Annotated in this window: 18 protein-coding genes; 11 read left to right on the top strand and 7 right to left on the bottom strand. The window is 44.3% G+C overall.

Translation table 11 applies throughout. The features are described from left to right. Entirely contained in the window at positions 1-1,338 is a 1,338-nt protein-coding gene (locus JHD45_RS05180) for a DUF3422 family protein (RefSeq protein WP_199475432.1), read from the top strand. A 73-nt stretch (positions 1,339-1,411) separates the two neighbouring features. Then, positions 1,412-2,032, top strand: a complete 621-nt coding sequence (locus JHD45_RS05185; RefSeq protein WP_199475433.1) for a MarC family protein — start codon at positions 1,412-1,414, stop codon at positions 2,030-2,032. Positions 2,033-2,121: 89 nt separating this feature from the next. On the opposite strand, the gene JHD45_RS05190 is transcribed toward JHD45_RS05185, so the two are convergent. The 5 genes from JHD45_RS05190 to JHD45_RS05210 all read right to left on the bottom strand — a co-directional run bounded on the left by JHD45_RS05190 (position 2,122) and on the right by JHD45_RS05210 (position 7,263). Beyond that, complete coding sequence (locus JHD45_RS05190) at positions 2,122-2,877, bottom strand: GntR family transcriptional regulator (protein ID WP_199475434.1); 756 nt, start codon at positions 2,875-2,877, stop codon at positions 2,122-2,124. Positions 2,878-2,936: 59 nt separating this feature from the next. Then, complete coding sequence (locus tag JHD45_RS05195) at positions 2,937-4,052, bottom strand: ABC transporter ATP-binding protein (protein ID WP_199475435.1); 1,116 nt, start codon at positions 4,050-4,052, stop codon at positions 2,937-2,939. Positions 4,053-4,084: 32 nt separating this feature from the next. Beyond that, positions 4,085-4,948: a carbohydrate ABC transporter permease gene (locus JHD45_RS05200; protein WP_199475436.1), complete on the bottom strand. Its 864-nt coding sequence runs from the start codon at positions 4,946-4,948 to the stop codon at positions 4,085-4,087. Between the two features lie 10 nt (positions 4,949-4,958). Next, the gene (locus JHD45_RS05205) at positions 4,959-5,894 is read right to left on the bottom strand and encodes a carbohydrate ABC transporter permease (protein ID WP_199475437.1); all 936 of its coding nucleotides are present in this window, start codon (positions 5,892-5,894) and stop codon (positions 4,959-4,961) included. A 94-nt stretch (positions 5,895-5,988) separates the two neighbouring features. Beyond that, positions 5,989-7,263, bottom strand: a complete 1,275-nt coding sequence (locus JHD45_RS05210) for an ABC transporter substrate-binding protein (RefSeq protein WP_199475438.1) — start codon at positions 7,261-7,263, stop codon at positions 5,989-5,991. 223 nt (positions 7,264-7,486) lie between these two features. Between JHD45_RS05210 and nagB the strand changes: the two genes are divergently transcribed. The 6 genes from nagB (at position 7,487) to JHD45_RS05240 (ending at position 13,909) form a co-directional block, all read left to right on the top strand. Then, positions 7,487-8,287: a glucosamine-6-phosphate deaminase gene (gene nagB / locus JHD45_RS05215; protein ID WP_199475439.1), complete on the top strand. Its 801-nt coding sequence runs from the start codon at positions 7,487-7,489 to the stop codon at positions 8,285-8,287. Next, the gene (locus JHD45_RS05220; RefSeq protein WP_199475440.1) at positions 8,284-9,165 is read left to right on the top strand and encodes a BadF/BadG/BcrA/BcrD ATPase family protein; all 882 of its coding nucleotides are present in this window, start codon (positions 8,284-8,286) and stop codon (positions 9,163-9,165) included. The genes nagB and JHD45_RS05220 overlap by 4 nt, the downstream gene beginning before the upstream one ends. Further along, positions 9,162-10,328: an N-acetylglucosamine-6-phosphate deacetylase gene (nagA, locus tag JHD45_RS05225; RefSeq protein ID WP_199475441.1), complete on the top strand. Its 1,167-nt coding sequence runs from the start codon at positions 9,162-9,164 to the stop codon at positions 10,326-10,328. Before JHD45_RS05220 ends, nagA begins: the two co-directional genes overlap by 4 nt. A 465-nt stretch (positions 10,329-10,793) precedes the next feature. Then, the gene (locus JHD45_RS05230; protein WP_199475442.1) at positions 10,794-11,531 is read left to right on the top strand and encodes a glycosyltransferase family 2 protein; all 738 of its coding nucleotides are present in this window, start codon (positions 10,794-10,796) and stop codon (positions 11,529-11,531) included. Between the two features lie 3 nt (positions 11,532-11,534). Further along, positions 11,535-12,203: a TVP38/TMEM64 family protein gene (locus JHD45_RS05235; RefSeq protein ID WP_199475443.1), complete on the top strand. Its 669-nt coding sequence runs from the start codon at positions 11,535-11,537 to the stop codon at positions 12,201-12,203. Further along, the gene (locus JHD45_RS05240; protein WP_199475444.1) at positions 12,200-13,909 is read left to right on the top strand and encodes an ArnT family glycosyltransferase; all 1,710 of its coding nucleotides are present in this window, start codon (positions 12,200-12,202) and stop codon (positions 13,907-13,909) included. The genes JHD45_RS05235 and JHD45_RS05240 overlap by 4 nt, the downstream gene beginning before the upstream one ends. Before the next feature lie 113 nt (positions 13,910-14,022). Here the strand turns inward: JHD45_RS05240 and JHD45_RS05245 are convergent, their stop codons facing one another. Then, entirely contained in the window at positions 14,023-14,961 is a 939-nt protein-coding gene (locus JHD45_RS05245; RefSeq protein WP_199475445.1) for a DMT family transporter, read from the bottom strand. Positions 14,962-15,058: 97 nt separating this feature from the next. On the opposite strand from JHD45_RS05245, the gene JHD45_RS05250 reads away from it, so the two are divergent. After that, complete coding sequence (locus JHD45_RS05250) at positions 15,059-15,985, top strand: LysR family transcriptional regulator (protein WP_199475446.1); 927 nt, start codon at positions 15,059-15,061, stop codon at positions 15,983-15,985. Between the two features lie 5 nt (positions 15,986-15,990). Here the strand turns inward: JHD45_RS05250 and JHD45_RS05255 are convergent, their stop codons facing one another. Continuing rightward, positions 15,991-16,902: a homocysteine S-methyltransferase family protein gene (locus JHD45_RS05255; RefSeq protein WP_199475447.1), complete on the bottom strand. Its 912-nt coding sequence runs from the start codon at positions 16,900-16,902 to the stop codon at positions 15,991-15,993. 240 nt (positions 16,903-17,142) lie between these two features. On the opposite strand from JHD45_RS05255, the gene JHD45_RS05260 reads away from it, so the two are divergent. Both JHD45_RS05260 and JHD45_RS05265 read left to right on the top strand, forming a co-directional pair. Continuing rightward, the gene (locus JHD45_RS05260) at positions 17,143-18,369 is read left to right on the top strand and encodes a cystathionine gamma-synthase family protein (protein ID WP_199475448.1); all 1,227 of its coding nucleotides are present in this window, start codon (positions 17,143-17,145) and stop codon (positions 18,367-18,369) included. 225 nt (positions 18,370-18,594) lie between these two features. Next, on the top strand, positions 18,595-19,482 hold the full coding sequence (locus tag JHD45_RS05265) for a LysR substrate-binding domain-containing protein (RefSeq protein WP_199475449.1): 888 nt from the start codon (positions 18,595-18,597) through the stop codon (positions 19,480-19,482). Positions 19,483-19,515: the final 33 nt, after the last annotated feature.

Here is a 19,515-nt window from a genome sequence, read left to right on the forward strand (position 1 = left end):
GTGAATTCTGCGAATAATGTTTATGGCTTAACCTTACATCCCTCTCGTGAAACGCTTTATGCTGAAATGCATTCACGACCATTTCAAGTATTACCAAGTCCTGCACAGGTAAGTTATCTGGCTATTTTGCTTAGCCCTGAGCAGAAGCAAAAAGAATTTGATGTGTTTTGTGCTCTGTATGAGGATTTTGGTCAAGTTCCCCCTTTGGAAGATGGGGTGTGCTTCGATGTTGATTTTGGCGAATTTCGTATTCGTCGTGATAAACATTTAGAGTTTACGTCTTACATGGTGATCACCACAAAAGATTCACCCAATGGTCATTTTGTTGACACCCCTTTAGGACTGTTACCCAAAGACTGGTTGGCAGCGATACCAGGTACCGTCATCGCGGCTTTCCATGTGGAGGTTGCCGATGCCCGTACTCAGCCAGAGCCTGATTTATTTGAGGTAAAGGGCTATTTCGAAGAGATGAGGTTAGTGGGAAGTCGTCCACAAAATGGTGATGCGCAAGTTTGGACTACTTTCCAGCTTCATAGTGATGGTTGTGGTCGTTTTTTGATATATAACAAAAACATGAGCGATAGCCAATTAGGCCGGATGGTACAGCGTGTGGTCGAAATAGAAACCTACCGATTGTTTGCCCTATTAGCGTTACCTATCGCACGCAAATACAACCCTCAATTGGCACAAATGGATCAACAGTTGGCGATGATGACGGCGCGTTTAGCAGATGCCAAAGAGGAATTAGACGAACAGGCTTTGTTGACCGAACTTATTAATATGGCGGCTTGGGTGGAGGCTGCCCGAGCACAAACCACGTTTCGTTTCAGTGCGACTAATGCCTACCATGATTTGGTGATTAAAAACTTAAACGAGCTCAAAGAAGATGAAGTGTCGGGGCATTTAACCATTACCGAGTTTATGACTCGCCGACTTACGCCTGCCGTGCGAACCTGTAAAGCCACGGGCGAGCATTTAGAAAACCTGTCAAGACGTATTGATCGAGTGTCTGACATGATGCGAACCCAAGTGGAAATGTCGATTCAATCACAAAATCAATCGCTATTGGCATCAATGGATCGTCGCTCAAAAATCCAATTGGCGATGCAGCACACAGTGGAAGGGTTATCGGTTGCCGCGATCAGTTATTACAGCATTGGGTTGTTAAAGTTTCTTATTCAAGCGCTTTATGACAGAGGAGTCCATTTTGATAAAAGTTTGGCTATGGGCATTGCCGTTCCCATTGTCGTGGGTGGAGTGTGGTTGGCAACACACCAAATTCATAAGCGTTTTTTAAAACTGGCGAAAGAGAAGGTGAGTGAAGGTGGTGGCATCTAATCTTCTTGGATGAGAAGTAAAGAAGTCATGATTCTGTCGACTAATATGAGCATTTAGAGGGACTGTTTTCTGGATGATAGATTTTATTGCTGTATTTATAACTTTTTTCGCTGTAATTGATCCGATTGGAACCATTCCTGTTTTTATCGCGGTGACGGATCAATATGATCAAAAAACGAAGCGGCGTATTGCATTGCTAGCGACGTTGGTCTCTGCTGGTGTCTTAATCTTTTTTGTTGTGATGGGGGAGTTAATACTAAAAGCTTTATCCATTCCTTTGCCTGCATTTCAAATATCGGGTGGCATTGTGCTTTTCTTGTTTGCGTTAAATATGATTTTTGGGGATAGCAAGCCAGAAGAAGAGATTAAGTTGTTACAAGGGGATCATAAAGAAACGGCTATTTTTCCACTTGCGGTGCCTTCTATTGCTAGTCCAGGGGCAATGCTTGCGGCAGTATTGTTGACAGAGAATAATCTATTTAGTCTTTGGGAGCAGACGCAAACTGCTTTAGTGATGTTGGTTGTACTGGTTGTAGCGTATATTTTTATGTTGCTTGCAGGCGTTATTCACCGACTGATCGGTAGCAGTGGTGCGAGCGTAGTGAGTCGTGTGATGGGGTTGATTTTGTCCGCTATTGCGACAACCAATATATTGGCTGGGCTTGGTGAATATTTTAAATGGTTACCTGCGTAGGAACGTTATAAAGCTAAAGCATCGTGATCAAGCCCAATATCAGGTTGTCGAACATGACAAGTTAACAACCTGATGGTTAAGCATATTCACTAAATGGTGTTGTGGATTTCGGCGACAAAGTCGTAAGAGTCTCCAGGAAACCAAGAGCGAGTAAATTCAATCGGGGTGCCATCTTGGGTGACAGCGGTACGTTCGATATAGAGTACCGCGCTAAGCGCTGGGATATCGAGTAAGCTCGCTCTTTGCTCATCAATGCTAATAGCCCGTAAGCGCTGGAAAGCGCGAACCGGGCGACAACCTTGTTTTTCGAGCAAGCTGTATAGGGACCCTTCCATGGCAAACGGATTCACAATATAGCGGCTGGGAATGGTCGCCATCTCCAACGCCATGGGTTTGCCATCAGCAAAACGAAGGCGATAAAAGCGCACCACCTCTTGTTCAGGCGATAGCTGTAAAGCTTTGCATTCATCGTCGTGGGGCATGCCGAGGGATCGGTCGAGCCATTTAGAGGTGATGTCTTTACCCCGCGCCATCATAACTTCAGTAAAGCTACGAAGATGGTTGAGTGGTTGCTCAACCCGTTCGCTGACAAATGTCCCCGCACCTTGGCGTTGAGTCAGAACTTCCTCTTTTACTAACTCATCAATAGCACGTCGAATGGTGACGCGGGAAACATCTAAATATTTCGCAAGATCTCGCTCAGGTGGGAGTGTGTCTCCACTTAAAAGGCGCCCAGCCGTGATCGAAGCCTGAATGGCTTTTTTCACCTGCATGTAGAGAGGCATTCCTTTTTCTCTCAAAGCATCGGCTGTACCAAATAGTTCGTTAACCCGATTTTTGCTCATGGTTACTTCCTAAACGGATGGAGTTTCCGTATTAAAACTGGGTTGCTGCATTCGTCTCTCTACAAGGGAATAGAGGGAGACTGATGAGCATTGATTCTCGTTAATGCTTTGCCTTCATGGTCGAAAAGATACAAATAATTCGGTTTAATACCAAATTGAATTCGATCACCAGCTTGATGTTGATTATCACCATTGACCTTTAGGACCAATTCACCTTCTTGACCAACGTCGACATATAAATAAGACAATTCACCTAGGTGTTCAATCAAGGTCACTGTGCCTTCAAAGGTATTCTCACTGCAGTTCAAAGCAATGTGTTCTGGACGCAGCCCCAACTGGACGGTATCACCTTCATTAAGCGATGATGTGTCAATTGACGCTCGAATAACGCGGCCAGATTCTAACACAACTTGAGAATTCTCTGAGTCAGCTTGTTGGACTTTGCCCTGTAAAAAGTTCATTTTCGGTGAACCAATAAAGGCTGCTACAAATTGGGTTTTGGGATGGTGGTAAAGATCCAATGGTGCGCCCACTTGTTCTACGCGACCTTTGTTCATCACGACGATTTTATCACCTAATGTCATAGCTTCCACTTGATCGTGGGTCACATAAATGATGGTGGCTTTTAATTCCTGATGCAGTTTGCCAAGTTCTACGCGAGTTTGAACTCGAAGGGAGGCATCTAGGTTGGATAATGGTTCATCAAAAAGAAATACCTTAGGATCACGCACGATAGCGCGGCCAATGGCAACACGTTGGCGTTGGCCGCCAGAAAGTTCCCGTGGTAAACGATCCAGAAGGTGATCAATTTTTAGTTTTTTCGCCGCTTCAATGACCTTTTCGTTCACATGGCTTTTGTCCTTGCCTGAAATTTTCAAGCCAAACGCCATGTTTTTAAACACATTCATATGCGGATACAAGGCGTAAGACTGGAAGACCATGGCGATACCGCGTTTTGCGGGCGAACGGCCATTCACTCGCTCGTCATCTATGTAAAGGTCGCCTTCTGAAATGTCCTCAAGGCCAGATAAAAGACGCAGTAGCGTGGATTTACCACACCCCGATTCACCGATGAGAACAACGAATTCACCATCTTTAATATCTAAGTCGATGCCGTGCAGCACGTCGACATTGCCAAATCGTTTTTTAATATTATTCAGTTTTACACTAGCCATAAATTGGGTCTCCTGCGGTCAGTTTAAGTAGATTATTTGACCGCACCGCTGGTTAAGCCGCGGATTAATTGTCTTGAAAAAATGGTGTATAGGATAAGTACTGGAACAATCGCCATGGTTAAAGCTGATAAAACCGAGTTCCAGTCAGTCACGTATTGGCCGACAAATTGTTGTACACCCAAGGTGATAGTGCGAGTCGACTCGCCTGGTGCAAGAATCAATGGGAACCATAAATCATTCCAAATGGGTATCATGGTAAAGACAGCAACGGTTGCCATCGCGGGTTTAAGCAGTGGCAAAATGATGCAGAAGAAAATTTTGTATTCGCTTACCGAATCACAGCGTGCTGCTTCGGTCAGCTCTTTGGGAATGGTGCGTACAAACTCAGATAAGATATAGACGGCGAGCGGTAAACCTTGGGCAATATAGACCAAGACCAAAGCTGTCAATGTATTCACTAAATGTAAATCCACCATCAAACTCAAAATACTCACGGTACCCAAACGAATAGGGATCATGATGCCCATAGCAAACAAAAAGGTGATGAGTAAATTGCCTTTGAATTTGTATTCTGTTAATGCCCAAGCCGCCATGGCGCCGAGTAATAGAACCAAGCCTACGGCGAGAATCGTGACGACTAGACTGTTCCATGAATACAGGCCAAAGTCTGAGCGTAATAATACCTGTTGGAAACCAACAAGAGTGAACGAATCATGAGTGGGTAAACCTAATGGGTCTCGGAAAATAGCACGGCGATCTTTAAAAGAGTTAATCACCACCACCAAAATTGGGAACAGAGCGATGATGGTATAGGCTAATAACACCGCATGAACCGATACACTTTTAGGTAATTGACGTAATCCGTTAGAAGGCATAAGGCGATGAATCAGTTTCATAATAACTTCCTTAGAACTGGAATCGCTGAATGCGACGTTGGATAAAGAATAGGAACAACATAACGCCGACCAAGATGATTAAGAACATGAGCGTCGCCACTGCAGCCCCCATCGAGGCACTACCTTGTTGTAATTGGAAGCCAAAGAAGGTTCGGTAGAAGAAGGTTCCCATTAAGTCGGTGGAGAAGTTGGGGCCAGCGAGGGCTCCCTTCACCGCATAGATGAGTTCAAACGCGTTAAAGTTCGCGACGAAAGTAAGAATTGACACCATGGCAATGGTTGGCAAAATCAAAGGTAGTTTGATATGCCAGAAGGTTTGGAATGAATTCGCTCCATCGACCACGCTTGCATCGATGATATCGTCTGGAATATTCAGTAAGGTGGCGTAGATTAGCATCATAGGAATGCCCACAAACTGCCAGACTGAGATAAAGCCTAAGGTAATTAGGGCACTGCTTTCTTTGCCTAGCCAAGCATCGAAGTATTGACCCAGACCAATGTCGTAAAGGAAATTCTCTGCAATTCCCCAAATGGGACTGAGCAGTAATTGCCAAACAAAGCCGATAATGACCACGGACAACATGGTTGGCATAAAAATAAGGGTTCGATAGGTGCTGGATAAACGTAACTTAGGTGAGCTCAGCAAAACCGCTAAAATCAAGCCGATTGGGTTTTGCAGTAGCATATGAATCGCAAAGAATTCAAAATTGTTGGCCAAGGCATTCCAAAAGGCATGTGACCAAGTGTCATCGGTGATAAGTGTAATAAAGTTTTGTAGGCCAACAAAGCTGCTATGGCCGTCTTGCTCCTGATATAAACTTAAGACAAGTGTATCCAGTAGAGGATACACACTGAAAACGACGTAGATGAGCAAACCTGGCCCAAGGAAAAACACCAGGTGCCAAGGAAACGGTTTTTTCTCATCATGTTGGTTGGATGAAGTCATAACGTATCTCGGTAAAAGTACATTCTCGAAAAGCGACAAAATATAGGAGACAGTCTCTGGGGAAGGACGGTCTCCTATCAGGTTTAGCTCCCTGTTATTTCTGCTGAGGTTTGTACCATTGTTCTAGGCCATCTTGCGTTTCTTTGGCGGCTTGTTCTGGTGTCATGGTGCCGTTAATAACCTGCGCACTCACGTTCCATAACTGGTTCTCAAGGTTAGGCGTTCCGCGAGAAAGGATTTGGTACGAATTACGTATGGTTGACTTACACTTGTTACGCCAGCTCATGAACTCTTGTGCAACAGGGTCCTTAATATCCACTTTGAATTTAGACAGTGGGAAGAAGCCTGGTACTGCGTTTGCGTAAAGCGTTGCAAACTCTTTGCTCGACATCCAATTGAGAAAGACTTTTGCCGCTGCTTGGTTTTTAGAGTGGGCATTGATGCCAATACCCATGTCAGTGTGATCACTGATGTAACAGGTGTCGCCGGCTTTGGCGACGGGTGGTGGGAAGGCACCAAATTTAAAGTCAGCTTGGTTGTTAAAGGTTTGAATATCCCAAGAGCCTGCTGGGTAAATGGCTGCACGACCAAGCGTGAAGAGGTTTTGTGAATCAGAATATTTCTGTGCCTCAAAACCACGACCTAGGTATGGCCTCCATTCCGCAAGCTCTTTCCAAGTATCCACATAAGGCTTGTCCGTCAGCTTTTCTTTGCCGCTTAATAGAGCTTTGCGGCCTTTTTCACCTTTCCAATAGTTCGGTCCGATATTTTGAAAGCCCATTGTCGCCGCTTCCCATTGATCCGCTGTGCCCATTGCCATTGGGATGTAACGACTTTTGTTTTTAATTGTCTTTAGTACCTTAAAGAACTCAGCGCGTGTTTTTGGTGGTGTTAGATGGAGCTGCTTAAAGATCTCCTTGTTGTAGATAAAACCATGAATCACTGAAGCAACGGGTAAACAGAATTGATCTTTGCCGTCATCTGTTTGCCAAGCGCTTTTCGCCACCTCCGGGAAGTTTTTCAGGCCAGCTAGATTGTCTAAGTTGGTTAGGTAGCCTTGTTTGTAAAGTTCAAGGGAGGTATCGAAAGGACGGCAAGTAATCAAATCACCTGCAGAGCCTGCTTTCAATTTCGCTTGCAATGCTGAGTTGTACTCAGTTGGAGGTGTTGGAGCGAAAGTCACTTTAATATCAGGGTGGCTCTTATTAAAGGCTGGGATGATGACATCATTCCAGATATTGGCATCGTCGCTACGCCAACTTTCGATGGATAGCGTACTGTCAGCTTGCGCTAAACCTATGCTGCCAAGCAGTAAAGCAGTGGCGCATGTGAATTTACTCATGAGCTTAACGGAACGAACATTTAACATGGTTACTCTCCGATTGTTTGCAGTTCTCTTGTGATTGTTTGTGGTTCTCTTGGTTTTGTTTTTATTAAAAAATACCAATATTGGTATTTTTTAGGTATCGTTATTTTGTGAAAATTAGCACCAATTTTTCTGTCAAGCAAATGTTTATGGCAAATTAGTGAATATTTTTTGACCTTTTTCTTTATTTGGTATTATATTGGTATCTGTTAAGAGGAAGCTTTCTATGCGAATTATCATTCTCCCAACCGCTCAGCACGTAGCGAACTATGCCGCTGATCGTGTAGTGGATATCTTGAATACCCGTTCAAACCCAGTATTGGGGCTTGCGACAGGGTCGACTCCTATTGCTTTGTATCAGGAGCTTATCGCGCGTTATCAGTCCAGTCAGGTGTCTTTTCAGCAAAGTGTGACCTTTAATCTAGATGAATACATTGGTATTCCTGATACTCATGCACAGAGTTATCGAACCTTTATGAATCACCATCTGTTTGAACAGATTGATATTGAACTGGCGAATACCTATGTTCCCTTAGCGGAAACCACGAATGTCAGCGAGTTACAGCGTAATGCCCAAGAGTATGAAGTGAAAATACAAAACGCAGGAGGCATTGATCTACAAATTCTTGGGATAGGTGTAAATGGTCATATTGGTTTTAATGAGCCGACATCCAGTTTTGCCTCTCGTACGCGCATTAAAACCTTGGCAGAGTCCACTGTAGAAGCGAATAAACGCTTTTTTTCTGACGATGAGTTTCAACCCCATCTGGCGCTAACCATGGGGATTGGTACGATTTTGGAAAGCAAAGCCGTCTTGCTGATGGCCACAGGACAAAGCAAAGCGAATTCAGTAAAAGCCATGATTGAAGGGCCATTGAGCGCTATGTGTCCCGCGTCTGCTTTGCAACTGCATGCAGCCGCTACCATTGTATTGGATGAAGAGGCGGCGAGTGAGCTTACTTTAAAAGACTATTACCAATGGTGTGAACAAAAACGTCAACAATTGCACGAGGGAAGTTGGGTATGAGCAGCTTATACATTGGTGTAGATGGCGGGGGCACTTTTTGTCGAGCCCGTTTGGTTGATGGTGATGGCAATGTATTGGGTGAAGCCGTTGGGGGTTCTGGTAATCCAAGAATCGGAATTGAGGCAGCCTGGCAGAATATAATTAATGCCTGTCTTGAAGTGTGTCGCCAAGGCAATATTTCTCCTGAAGCCTACGCAAAAATTACGCTAGGTTTGGGGTTGGCGGGTGCGAATCAACCATTGGAGCAGGAGTTAGTTATTACGCAAAAATCTCCTTTCGGTCAGCGCTATTTATTAACCGATGCTCACGCAGCGTGTTTGGGGGCGTTTAACGGTGGGGATGGCGCTTTATTGATATTGGGCACTGGCAGCTGCGGTGTGGTGTATCAAAACGAAAGGTTCAGCATTGTTGGCGGTTGGGGTTTTCCTTTGTCTGATCAAGGCAGTGGGGCACGCATTGGTCTTGCTGCCCTGGAGTATTCATTAGCGGCTTTGGATGGCATTTCACCTTCCACACCATTGACTGACAGTATTAATGCTGAATTCGCTTTATCAGCAGAAGAGTATGTGTTGTATCAAAACCGTGCGCCACTGCCGAAAGAATACGGTGCCTTTGCTGTTCAAGTGTTTCAGTTTGCTCAACAAAAAGATCCTATTGCCCTAAAAATTATTCAGCAACAAGTGGAATGGATTAGCCAGTATTTAGACGCGTTAATCACCAAAGGGGCACAGAAGATCGCCTTGGTTGGAGGTGTGTCAGAGGCTATTTTAGCGTATTTGCCCGAGCGTTTTTCGCCTTACTTTTATCCGCCGCAAGGTGATGCCATGGCTGGTGCTATTTTAATGGCCAAAGCTCAGATAGGAAGGAAAGCAATATGATGGAACATAAGGTAACAGTTCTATTTGCCAAACGATTATTTGATGGGGAAAACTGGCTGACAAATCAACAAGTCACTCTGAAAGGTGATGTGATTGAATCCATTATTACTATGGATGTGCCGTCCTCGGATAAAGTGCAACAAGTGGCGGTATTGGCGCCAGGTTTTATTGATGTACATGTCAATGGAGGAGGAGGAAGCCTTTTTAATCATACGCCGACTCTAGAGGCGTTGGAAAGGATGGTATTGGTTCATGCTCAATTTGGTACCGTTGCGATGATGCCGACTTTGATTTCAGATGATTATGAGATTATGTCTCAGGCGCATCAAACGGTTTGTCAAGCGCTTAAAGAAAAAATGAGCGGTATTCTCGGCCTTCACTATGAAGGGCCTTATCTTAATCCCATTCGCAAAGGAGTGCATAATGAATCTAAATTGCGTAAACCGACAGAAAACAAGCTGTCGTCATTGTTAGAGGTTAGCCAATTTGGCAAATTAATGATGACCTTAGCGCCGGAGCAAGTACCTGATGGGTTTATTGAATGGATTGTGTCCGAAGGGGGGATTGTGTGTATCGGGCATTCAGCGGCCACGTATGAGCAGGCGAGGCAGGCAGTAAAAAGCGGAGCACGTGGTTTTACCCATTTGTTTAATGCCATGACGCCGTTAGTGAGTCGTGAACCAGGTGTGGTAGGGGCTGCATTACAAACGGATTTGCTGACTTGGTGTGGGTTGATTGCCGATGGCCATCATGTTCACCCTGCCACTATGCGTGTAGCAATGGCCGCGAAAGGGTGCGAACATATGCTTTTGGTAACCGATGCGATTCAAAGTGTGGGATCTCATGAAAAAGAAATGGCCTTTTTAGGGAAGAAGGTTTTACGTAGCGATGGACGGGTAACAACAGAAGATGGCACGCTAGCGGGCTCGGATTTAGATATGGCAACAGCGGTTCGCAATACGATTTCTTTGATTGGTCGTACACCAACAGAAGCATTGCAGATGGCGTCCTTAAGGCCGGCAGAATTTTTAGGCATTGACGATCACTTTGGGCGTATCAAGCCAGGGTTTCGTGCCAGTGTGGTAGCATTGGATGACGATTTCTTTGTTCAGGCCACTTGGATTGATGGTGTGCAGTATACTGCTATGAATAACGTTGTATAGCTAAATTTAGATATACCCCATGGCGGCAATTAATAGTGAATTTAGAATCATCACTGGTGATCTATTATCCTCTTTTGTTAGCGCCATGTTTTTCTACTCTCAATAATAAACTATATTTTTTAGTTATATTTATAATAATAAAATATCATATCTTGCCAAAGGTTCTCCGATCTTATTTGTATATAGTTTATTTAAGTTGAAGGAGTATTTTATATAATACTTAATATGCAAATAATATGTAATTAAAAAGTAATTTTCTAACTCTTTTTTTTTGCATTACAGTGGAACGTTATTCCTATTTGTGAAAAAGCCATAGATTAAGGAAAATATTTGATCTTCGGTCAAGCTTTGTGCTTTTTCACTGTATTCATGGGATCATTAGCCAGTTTTTTTATATTAATAAGTTTAGCTCGGGGGTTTTGTGCGAGCCCCCTAGGCTCATTAAGACTGAATGATGAGGTTGGTATGGTACCGTATTTGTCCGTTGTATTACCCGCTAAAAATGAGCAGGGTAATATCGGATTATTGATAAGAGAAATATATGCAAGCCTCTCCTCTAAGTATACGTTTGAAATTGTACTGACAGACGATGGGAGTGACGATAACACTGCACAGGTTGCTATCGATACGGCGAAAGAGATTGGTTGTCACCTGCAAGTGATTTATCACGCCAGAAGCTGCGGTCAGAGCACGGCCGTTTTATCAGCTGTCAAGCACGCAAAGGGTGAGTGGATTATTACTTCTGATGCGGATGGCCAAAATGATCCAAATGACTATCCTAAACTTATTCAGCAAGCTGCCCAGTTAAACAGTGAACATTTCTGTGTTGCTGGTTACCGCAAAAAGCGTCTAGATACCGCTTGGGTTCGTTTTCAATCTCGAGTTGCTAATAACATTCGTCAAAAATTACTCAATGATGGGGTGCCAGATTCAGGTTGTGGGCTTAAGTTATTTCCTAAGAAGACCTTTCTAACATTGCCTTACTTTGATCATATGCATCGTTTCCTGCCAGCCTTGATTAAACGGATAGATGGTGAAGTGGTGGTGTGCCAAGTGAACCATCGGGATCGTAACGCGGGGGTTTCTAACTACAATGCATGGAACCGTGCTTGGGTTGGGATTGTCGATATTATGGGCGTTATCTGGTTGAATAAACGAGCTAAACACCCAGTTATTGCCAAGACTTTTTCAAATCAGGACTAATCCATGAAGTGGCTAAAGTGGGTACTTGTCGCTCTGTTAGTGGCTTTGTTATTGACTGGAGGCCTCAACCCCATATTGGAGCATTTATCTGATAAAAACTGGCTGTCCCAGTATTTGCAGCATCATGGTTGGACTGGTCATGCCCTAGTGGCGATTGCGGCGATGCTGTTTGTTGGTTTAGGCGGCCCAAGGCAAGCCGTCGCTTTTATGTTTGGGTACATCTACGGGGTGACTGTGGGTCTTGTAATTGCTATCAGTGTTTGCTTGATGGCTGCTTTAGGGAATTATTTGGCCGCTAGGGTGGTTTTCGCTCATGTGCTTGCACGCCGTTTCCCCCTTCGCATGCATAAGTTTAATCAATTTGCGAGCCGCGCTCCTTTCATGAAAATTCTGACGCTTCGCTTGTTACCCGTCGGGAGTAATCTGGTCACCAATCTATTATCGGGCAGTGTTGGTGTGCCATTGACCGCTTTTTTAGGGGCCAGTGTATTGGGGTATTTTCCGCAAACATTGGTGTTTGCTTTGGTTGGTGGCGGTATTAATGCTGCCAACCAAAGCATGATTTATCTTAGTGTTGGGTTGTCCCTATTAAGTTTTGTGTTAACAGGCTTAATTTACAGAGATCATTTGAAACATAAACTCTCAAAACTGAATGTGGAAAGTAACTTATGATGTCGCCTCAATCGATGCATAACACGGATTATGATTATAAACGAACCTTTTGGTTGTTATTTTTAGTGGCTGCCGTGGTCATTTTAGCCGGAATTGGGTTACGTGATCCCTGGCCAGCCGATGAGCCTCGGTTTGTGGAAGTAGCAAAGGAAATGGTGAACTCTGGCAATTGGTTTTTCCCCATGCGCGGCGGAGAGTTATACCCTGATAAGCCGCCTGTTTTTATGTGGTTGCTGGCCTCTTTGTATTGGTTGACTGGCAGCTTAAAGGCGACGTTCCTGATTCCTGATGCGTTGGCGAGTTTAGTCTCTTTGTTTTGCGTCTTCGATATTGCGGCAAAACTTTGGAATGTTAAGACGGCCCGCAATGCTTGTTTGCTGTTGCTTATTACCCCACAATTCATTATCCAATCAAAGTCTGCTCAGATTGATGCCACTGTTGCTTGCTGGATTATGATTGCCATGTATGGCTTGTTACGACATTTTTTTTATCAAGCCAGTTTTAAATGGTATCTAGCAAGCTGGGCTTTTATGGGACTAGGGATTATCACCAAAGGGGTTGGCTTTTTGCCGTTATTCTTGCTTGTTCCTGTATTGTTTTTGCACTTCACTGGGAAACATCGCTTTGAAAAAGCACAGATAAATTGGTCGTTATTAATTGGCCCATTAATGATGCTATTGGTCGTTGCTGCGTGGTTATTACCTATGCTGTATATTGCTGATCATAGTAATAATCCTGATTTTATTGCCTATCGTGATAATATTTTATTTAAGCAGACAGGTCAGCGCTATGCAGACTCTTGGGGCCATATTCAGCCTTGGTATTATTTTTTAGTCGATGTGATTCCTCTGCTTTGGTTTCCGCTCTATACCTTTTTATTTACTAAATCTTTTTGGCGTGAGGTGAAGGTTTCTCCTGTTGTATTCAGTATGTTGCTATGGGTTGTACTAGTGATTGTTTTCTTCAGTATCAGTCCTGGTAAGCGTAATTTATATATTTTGCCTGCATTGCCAGTAATGGCTTTGGTAATGGGGGGGCATTTTACTAAGACAGGATTACAAACTTGGTTTAAGCGTGTCTTACAAGTGGGTTTTGTTCTGCTGGGCTCGCTTTTTATGGTTGCGGCGGTGATGTGTTTTACTAAATCTCATGCGGTAACTAAACAGGTGGGAGATCATACTCTTCCATTTGGTATGCTGTTTTTGGCGGCGTCTTTATGCTGGTTTGTTATTTTGTTATGGAAACGTAATAAAGTCGATCTTAGCGCTTATTGGGCGGCATTTGCGATTACATGGATCTTGTACAGTACGGTAGGATACGTGTTGTTTAATCCGATCAGAACCCCGGCAAAAGGCATTATGGCGGCGGTTGCCCATGATATTGGCCCCAATGGTCAGCTTGGCATGACACGCTTTAAAGAACAGTTTTTGCTCTTCTCGCCGATACCGCTTACTCAATTTAGTTACTTGGCGAGTACTCAAGAGCAAGATAGAAATGCTTGGCTATGGATGAGTGAGAAGGCCGATCGTTATGTGATGACGGCAAGAGACAAGAATATTCAATGTTTTGATTTAAGCAAAGCGAAAGATTTAGGCCGGGCGCACGGTAAGGATTGGATTTTATTGAGTGAAAAAGCGATGACGCCAACCTGTCCAAGGCCTAAGACGATAAAACGCTATTATTTGCCGATGAAAACACTTTATTAAGGGCTTTTTGAGTGATCTATTGCCATTGGTTTGACCTTATCCGATGGCAAACAAAATAAAAAAGTCCCAGTATGATGAAAGTCTTGCTGGGACTTTTTTTGCTTAAACGGTATTTATTTTCTTAGAGTTGCCATGATTGTCGCCGCTAAAATACAAACCGCCCCTAGCATTTGTATAGCCCCCAATGACTCACCTAACCAGTAGTAGGCAAATAAAGCGCCAAAGGCTGGCTCAGACCCTGTAAGCAAGGCAACGCGTGATGGCGAGGTATGTTTCACTCCAAAGTTTTGTGCAAACAAGGCAAAAACAGTGCAGCACAGCGCGAGATAAAAAGCGGCTAACCAAAAAGCCAGATGAGCTGGAAATAGCTGTTCTATCGGATGGCCTTCGCTAACAAAAATCAACAAAGCCCCTAGAGTAACCACATTGGCTTGGATGCTTGTTGTACTGAGGGCGGATAAAGTTTTTCCTTTTAAGAGCGTCTTGGTGGTGACTACCATGCAGGCACGTAAAAACGCGGCAAGTAGAATAAAACAGTCTCCCTTATTGAGCTCCAAAGAAAGTACATCAAAAGAATGAAAACTAAGTGCTTCTTGGGATGTGTTGGGTGTGGTGAGCAAGAAGACGCCGAATAACGACAGCAAGGCAAATAAGACAATATTAACGCTGGGTAACCTTCGTTCTGTGATGGCTTCTACAAATGGTGTGATGAGCACGCACAGGCTGATTAAAAACGCCGCTTTTGAGGCGGTGGTATGGAAGACGCCATAGATTTCCGCTAGGAATATACACAGCAAAATGCCCCCTGTGGGTAGGGCGAATTGCCAATCTTTTGCTAACCCTGAACGTAACTCCTTGATAAAAATAGGGGCGAGTAAGATCGAGGTGACGCTAAAGCGGATCACAATAAATGCGAGCACGCCAGTATAGACTAAGGCGTCTTTTGTGATGCCATAACTGGTTCCCCAAAAGAAGGCGGTTAATAGAAGCGATAATTCAGCCATAGGAAGTTTTGAAAAAACGGATGAGTTAGTTAACGTTTGTGATGACATGCTTTTTCTCTATAAAAGGGTGAGTGATTCGATAAAGCATGCTAACTTGTGTTTATATGAATGATAATTAGACAAATAATCACAATACTTATGACTCATGGACACAAATAAACTCATTAGCTTACTGCCAGATATGGCAGCGTTTGTTGCGGTTGTGGAAACGGGAAGCTTTACTAAAGCGGCTGAAAAGCTTGGTATTACCCCTTCAGGGGTTAGTCGTCAGGTGTCCCGAATGGAAACGGCATTGTCATCGGTACTCATTGAACGTACCACCCGGAGACAAACCACGACTTTGGTCGGGCTTGCTGTCTATGAGCAATGTCGAAATATGCTCGACAGTGCCAAAGAAGCCGTGCAGGCCTCGGAGCAGAATGCCAATGAAGCGAAGGGGCGATTACGCATTGCGGCGCCCAAAGCCTTTGCACGACAAGTATTAGAGCCTTTTTTATTGGCGTTTACCGAATGTTATCCGTATATTTCGTTGCATGTTCAAGTCACTGATTTACGACTTGATCCAGCTTATCATGAGGTGGATATTGTATTTCGAGTCGCAGAACAACCTTACGAGCATCTTGTCAGTAAGCAAGTTGGCACCATACGTTCTGTATTGTGCGCCAGCCCTGGCTATCTTAGAGTACGCGGCTTGCCGGAATCTCCAGAACAATTGGCAGAACATGATTGCTTACCGTTAGGGCTTTTTGACGGCGATAATCAATGGGTTTTGAGTCAGGGTGATAGAAAAGTTTCTATTACGGTGGACGGTCGTTATATCAATAATCACTCTGAGATGCGCTTAGCAGGGGTAAAACGTGATTTGGGCATTGGTATCTTTCCCGAATTTGTTGTGCAATCCGCTCTAAAGAAGGGCGAAGTGATTGAAGTGTTGCCCAATTGGCAAGTACACAGTGAATTTCAGGGGGGCATTTATATGCAATTTAATGCCATGCGCTTTATGCCGAATAAAATGCGTGTATTTCTTGATTTTATTGCCAACTGTTTTGCTATGTCCAATGTAGGTAACTAAAGGTGCTAGGAGAGTTCAGTTAAGGACTCTGCAAGCACCTTGATATGTTCTGTGCCTATGCCACAGCACCCCCCGATTAAATTTGCCCCCAAATCTTGCCACTCTTTTGCCCATGTTAAGTAACTGTCAGGTGTTAAATCTTTACGAACTTCATCAAGTCCTTCGTTTGCCGTAGCATTTTTAGGCTGAGGAGCAAAGGCGTTAGCGTATGCACCGATTTGAATGGGGTGATCGGCTGATTGAATGAGTTTGTTGGCAATTCTAATGGCTTCTGAAATAACTTCTGGTTGGCAGCAATTAAAGAGAATCGCATCAACCTTTTGTGCCATCATGATGTTAACCGCTTCAACAACGGTTTCACCGGAGCGAAGGCGAGGTTGGTCGCATGCTTCGGAATCTTCCAAGGTGAAGGATACCCAATAGGGCTTGTTCTGAAGGTCTATTTTATCTACTAACGTCTTAATGGCCAGAGACTCTGCCAGCAAACTTTGTGTCTCGTTTAACCAAATATCAATGTGAGGTGCTAGGGCGCTGATGATGGGGCTTGCTAGCGTTTCAATCTGGTCTGCTTGATAAAGATCGGCTCGGTAGGAACCAAAAATAGGTGGAATAGACCCCGCTACTTTCGCGTCTTTTTTACTTTCTTTGACTGCCTCTTTCGCCACAAGAGCACTTCGTGTTACCAGCTCGCTACCATCTTGCTGAAAACGCTCTTCACCAATATGAAAAGGTACCAAGGCGTAGCTGTTGGTTGTGATGACTTGGGATCCAGCTTCAATAAAGGCTTTATGAACTGTTTTCACAATCTCTGGTGTTTCAATCATTGCTAAAGCGGACCACTCGGGTTGCCTAAAAGGGGCGCCATGGCGTTCCAATTCGCGGCTCATACCGCCATCTAAAATGGTTGTAGTCTGCATCGTCTTTAATCCAAGTCATATTTTGATGGGGTTATTCTAGCCATATTTTGTGTTTGAGTGAATGCTATTCATTATAAAATCGCTGTCAATTGTATTAAAACACCTTAAATTGAGAAATAAATGACATCATCAATTAAAAAAACAGGGTCTTAGGCCGTGATTGCATCGATTCTAGAGTGGTGTTCTTTTGGCTATATTGGGTCTTAATAATAAATGACTCTCTAGCGATAAAGGCAACATATGAAGCAAAGTGGACAAGATAAGACGTTACATCAAGCACAACTTGCAACCTTAACCGTTTGGGGGGGTGAAGAATTGGGTCACCCATATAGGGCAACGCAGACGCCGATTGTGGCCAGTGCTGCTCATGCGTACAGCGACATTGATGAATGGTATGACGTGGCGTTAGGTCACCAGCCAGGACACATTTATAGCCGCATGAGCAATCCAACGGTGGAAGTGTTGGAGGCGAAATTATGTGTCCTTGAAAAGGCGGAGGCGGCGGTCGCTTTTAGCAGTGGTATGGGGGTGATCAGCAGTGTGCTCTATACCTTCTTATGCCAAGGGCAACGTGTGGTGTCGACAAAAGACAGCTATGGTGGCACCAACAAAATATTTGAGGAGTTTCTACCTCGAATGGGAGTTGAGGTTGTGCTGTGCAATACCTTGGATCATGATGAAATCGAGTGTCAAATTGCCTTAGGGTGTGATCTTTTATATTTAGAAACGCCTACCAATCCCACGCTAAAAATTTTAGATATCCAACGTTTAGTAAACGCCGCGAAAAAAACCGGTGCGCTGGTTGTTGCCGATAACACCTTCGCTACACCAATCAATCAAAACCCACTATCTATGGGGGTTGATGTGGTGTTGCACAGTGCCACGAAGTATTTGAGCGGTCACGGTGATGCAATGGGTGGGATTGCTTGTGGTACCAAAAGCTTAATGGATCAGGTGCGTCATTATCGTGAAATCAATGGCGCAGCACTCGACCCGTTTGCGGCGTATTTGATCATTCGCGGCATAAAAACCTTGGCGCTGCGTTTTCGTCAACAACAGCACAGTGCAGGAGTGTTAGCCGAATTTCTGCTGACTCAACCATTAGTGGAAAGTGTGAATTATCCCGGATTGGCAGCACACCCGAACCACGCCATTGCCCAGCAGCAAATGCGGGGCTTTGGTGCCATTGTGAGCTTTGTTCTAAAAGGCGGTATGGAGACAGTGAAAGTCTTGTTACCTAAGCTGCAATACGCCCATTGTGCGGGAAATCTTGGGGCGGTGGAGACTATTTACGGCCCCGCTCGAACCACAAGTCATGTAGAAAATACCTTAGAAGAGCGCTTGGCGTTGGGGATATCAGAAGGTTTGGTGCGTATTTCGGTTGGAATAGAAGAGACCGAGGATCTTATTAGTGATCTTAAACAAGCCTTTGAAGCGACTCAAGCTAGCTTGACTCAAACGTGGTGACAATAACCTCTGGTCAAAAGTGGGGAGGGCAAGTGATAAAGCGTTAGCAGGGATTATTAACCGAGAGATCGCCAGCAGAGATAGCACTAGTCGGTATATTATCAAGTCTCGCAGCGATGGCCCTGTTGATTCGTTATGCCGACTTTTTCTTGCAACCCATTTGGGGTGAGGTACCCTAATAGAAAACGTATTTCGATACGGTCTTGAACCTTAAAGAGTCCTCTTATGAGTCGCAAAACCCTACCACCGCTGAATTGGCTACGCACGTTTGAAGTATCGGCACGAAGTTTAAATTTTACTCGTGCCGCCCAAGAGTTGAATCTCACTCAAGGGGCGGTTAGCCAGCAAATTCGTCTGTTAGAAAGTCATTTAGGGGTGGACTTGTTTAAACGCTTGCCTAGGGGGTTGAGCTTGACCGAGGAAGGTCAATCATATCTTCCTGTGGTACAAGATTCAGTGTCACGTCTTGCTGCGGCAACCAGTGAATTATTTAGCAAAGAAGATCGGTCTTTGGTGAAAATTCGCGGTAGCTTGTCTTTTTTGACACTTTGGCTTGCCCCTAAACTCAATGATTTTAAGGTCATGCATCCTAATATTGATTTGCGATATTTGAGCAATCTTTGGGTGCGTGATATGGGGGATGAAGACGAATTGGAAATCCGTTGGGGAAATGGTCATTGGCCAGGACTCTTGTCTCAGCGCTTAACTTGGGACACCTTGTTTCCTGTGTGCTCCCCAAGCTTGATAGAGAAACAACCTATTGAGTCCATTGCTGATCTAGCGGAGCACACCTTGCTTCACGTAATGGGCTATGAAGAAGGCTGGGGCTACTGGCTTTCTATGGTGAATGAAGTCTCTGTGGATCCTTCGCGAGGTATGCAACTGGATACACTGCTTGCCACCATCAAAATGGCTGAGGTTGGACTAGGTGTTGGTCTAGCGCGTTCCTCTATGGTCGAAGATGCGTTAGCTGACGGTCGTCTAGTTGAATTGTTTGATCAGCGAGTGCCTGCCAGTGAGTCGTTTTATTTGGTGTGTCGCTCGGGTGTTAAGCTTTCCCATGAAGCTTCAGTTTTCTTTGACTGGTTAGGTAATCAGGCTCGGCCTTATTGATAAATGCACTAGGCAAAATCAAAAGAGCCCCAA

Source organism: Marinomonas spartinae (assembly GCF_016461715.1).
GTDB lineage: Bacteria > Pseudomonadota > Gammaproteobacteria > Pseudomonadales > Marinomonadaceae > Marinomonas > Marinomonas spartinae_A.

Coding starts and splice junctions, on each gene's coding strand:
- JHD45_RS05185 (WP_199475433.1), top strand. CDS start 1,412: ATGATAGATTTTATTGCTGTATTTATAACTTTTTTCGCTGTAATTGAT.
- JHD45_RS05190 (WP_199475434.1), bottom strand. CDS start 2,877: ATGAGCAAAAATCGGGTTAACGAACTATTTGGTACAGCCGATGCTTTG.
- JHD45_RS05195 (WP_199475435.1), bottom strand. CDS start 4,052: ATGGCTAGTGTAAAACTGAATAATATTAAAAAACGATTTGGCAATGTC.
- JHD45_RS05200 (WP_199475436.1), bottom strand. CDS start 4,948: ATGAAACTGATTCATCGCCTTATGCCTTCTAACGGATTACGTCAATTA.
- JHD45_RS05205 (WP_199475437.1), bottom strand. CDS start 5,894: ATGACTTCATCCAACCAACATGATGAGAAAAAACCGTTTCCTTGGCAC.
- JHD45_RS05210 (WP_199475438.1), bottom strand. CDS start 7,263: ATGTTAAATGTTCGTTCCGTTAAGCTCATGAGTAAATTCACATGCGCC.
- nagB (WP_199475439.1), top strand. CDS start 7,487: ATGCGAATTATCATTCTCCCAACCGCTCAGCACGTAGCGAACTATGCC.
- JHD45_RS05220 (WP_199475440.1), top strand. CDS start 8,284: ATGAGCAGCTTATACATTGGTGTAGATGGCGGGGGCACTTTTTGTCGA.
- nagA (WP_199475441.1), top strand. CDS start 9,162: ATGATGGAACATAAGGTAACAGTTCTATTTGCCAAACGATTATTTGAT.
- JHD45_RS05230 (WP_199475442.1), top strand. CDS start 10,794: ATGGTACCGTATTTGTCCGTTGTATTACCCGCTAAAAATGAGCAGGGT.
- JHD45_RS05235 (WP_199475443.1), top strand. CDS start 11,535: ATGAAGTGGCTAAAGTGGGTACTTGTCGCTCTGTTAGTGGCTTTGTTA.
- JHD45_RS05240 (WP_199475444.1), top strand. CDS start 12,200: ATGATGTCGCCTCAATCGATGCATAACACGGATTATGATTATAAACGA.
- JHD45_RS05245 (WP_199475445.1), bottom strand. CDS start 14,961: ATGTCATCACAAACGTTAACTAACTCATCCGTTTTTTCAAAACTTCCT.
- JHD45_RS05250 (WP_199475446.1), top strand. CDS start 15,059: ATGGACACAAATAAACTCATTAGCTTACTGCCAGATATGGCAGCGTTT.
- JHD45_RS05255 (WP_199475447.1), bottom strand. CDS start 16,902: ATGCAGACTACAACCATTTTAGATGGCGGTATGAGCCGCGAATTGGAA.
- JHD45_RS05260 (WP_199475448.1), top strand. CDS start 17,143: ATGAAGCAAAGTGGACAAGATAAGACGTTACATCAAGCACAACTTGCA.
- JHD45_RS05265 (WP_199475449.1), top strand. CDS start 18,595: ATGAGTCGCAAAACCCTACCACCGCTGAATTGGCTACGCACGTTTGAA.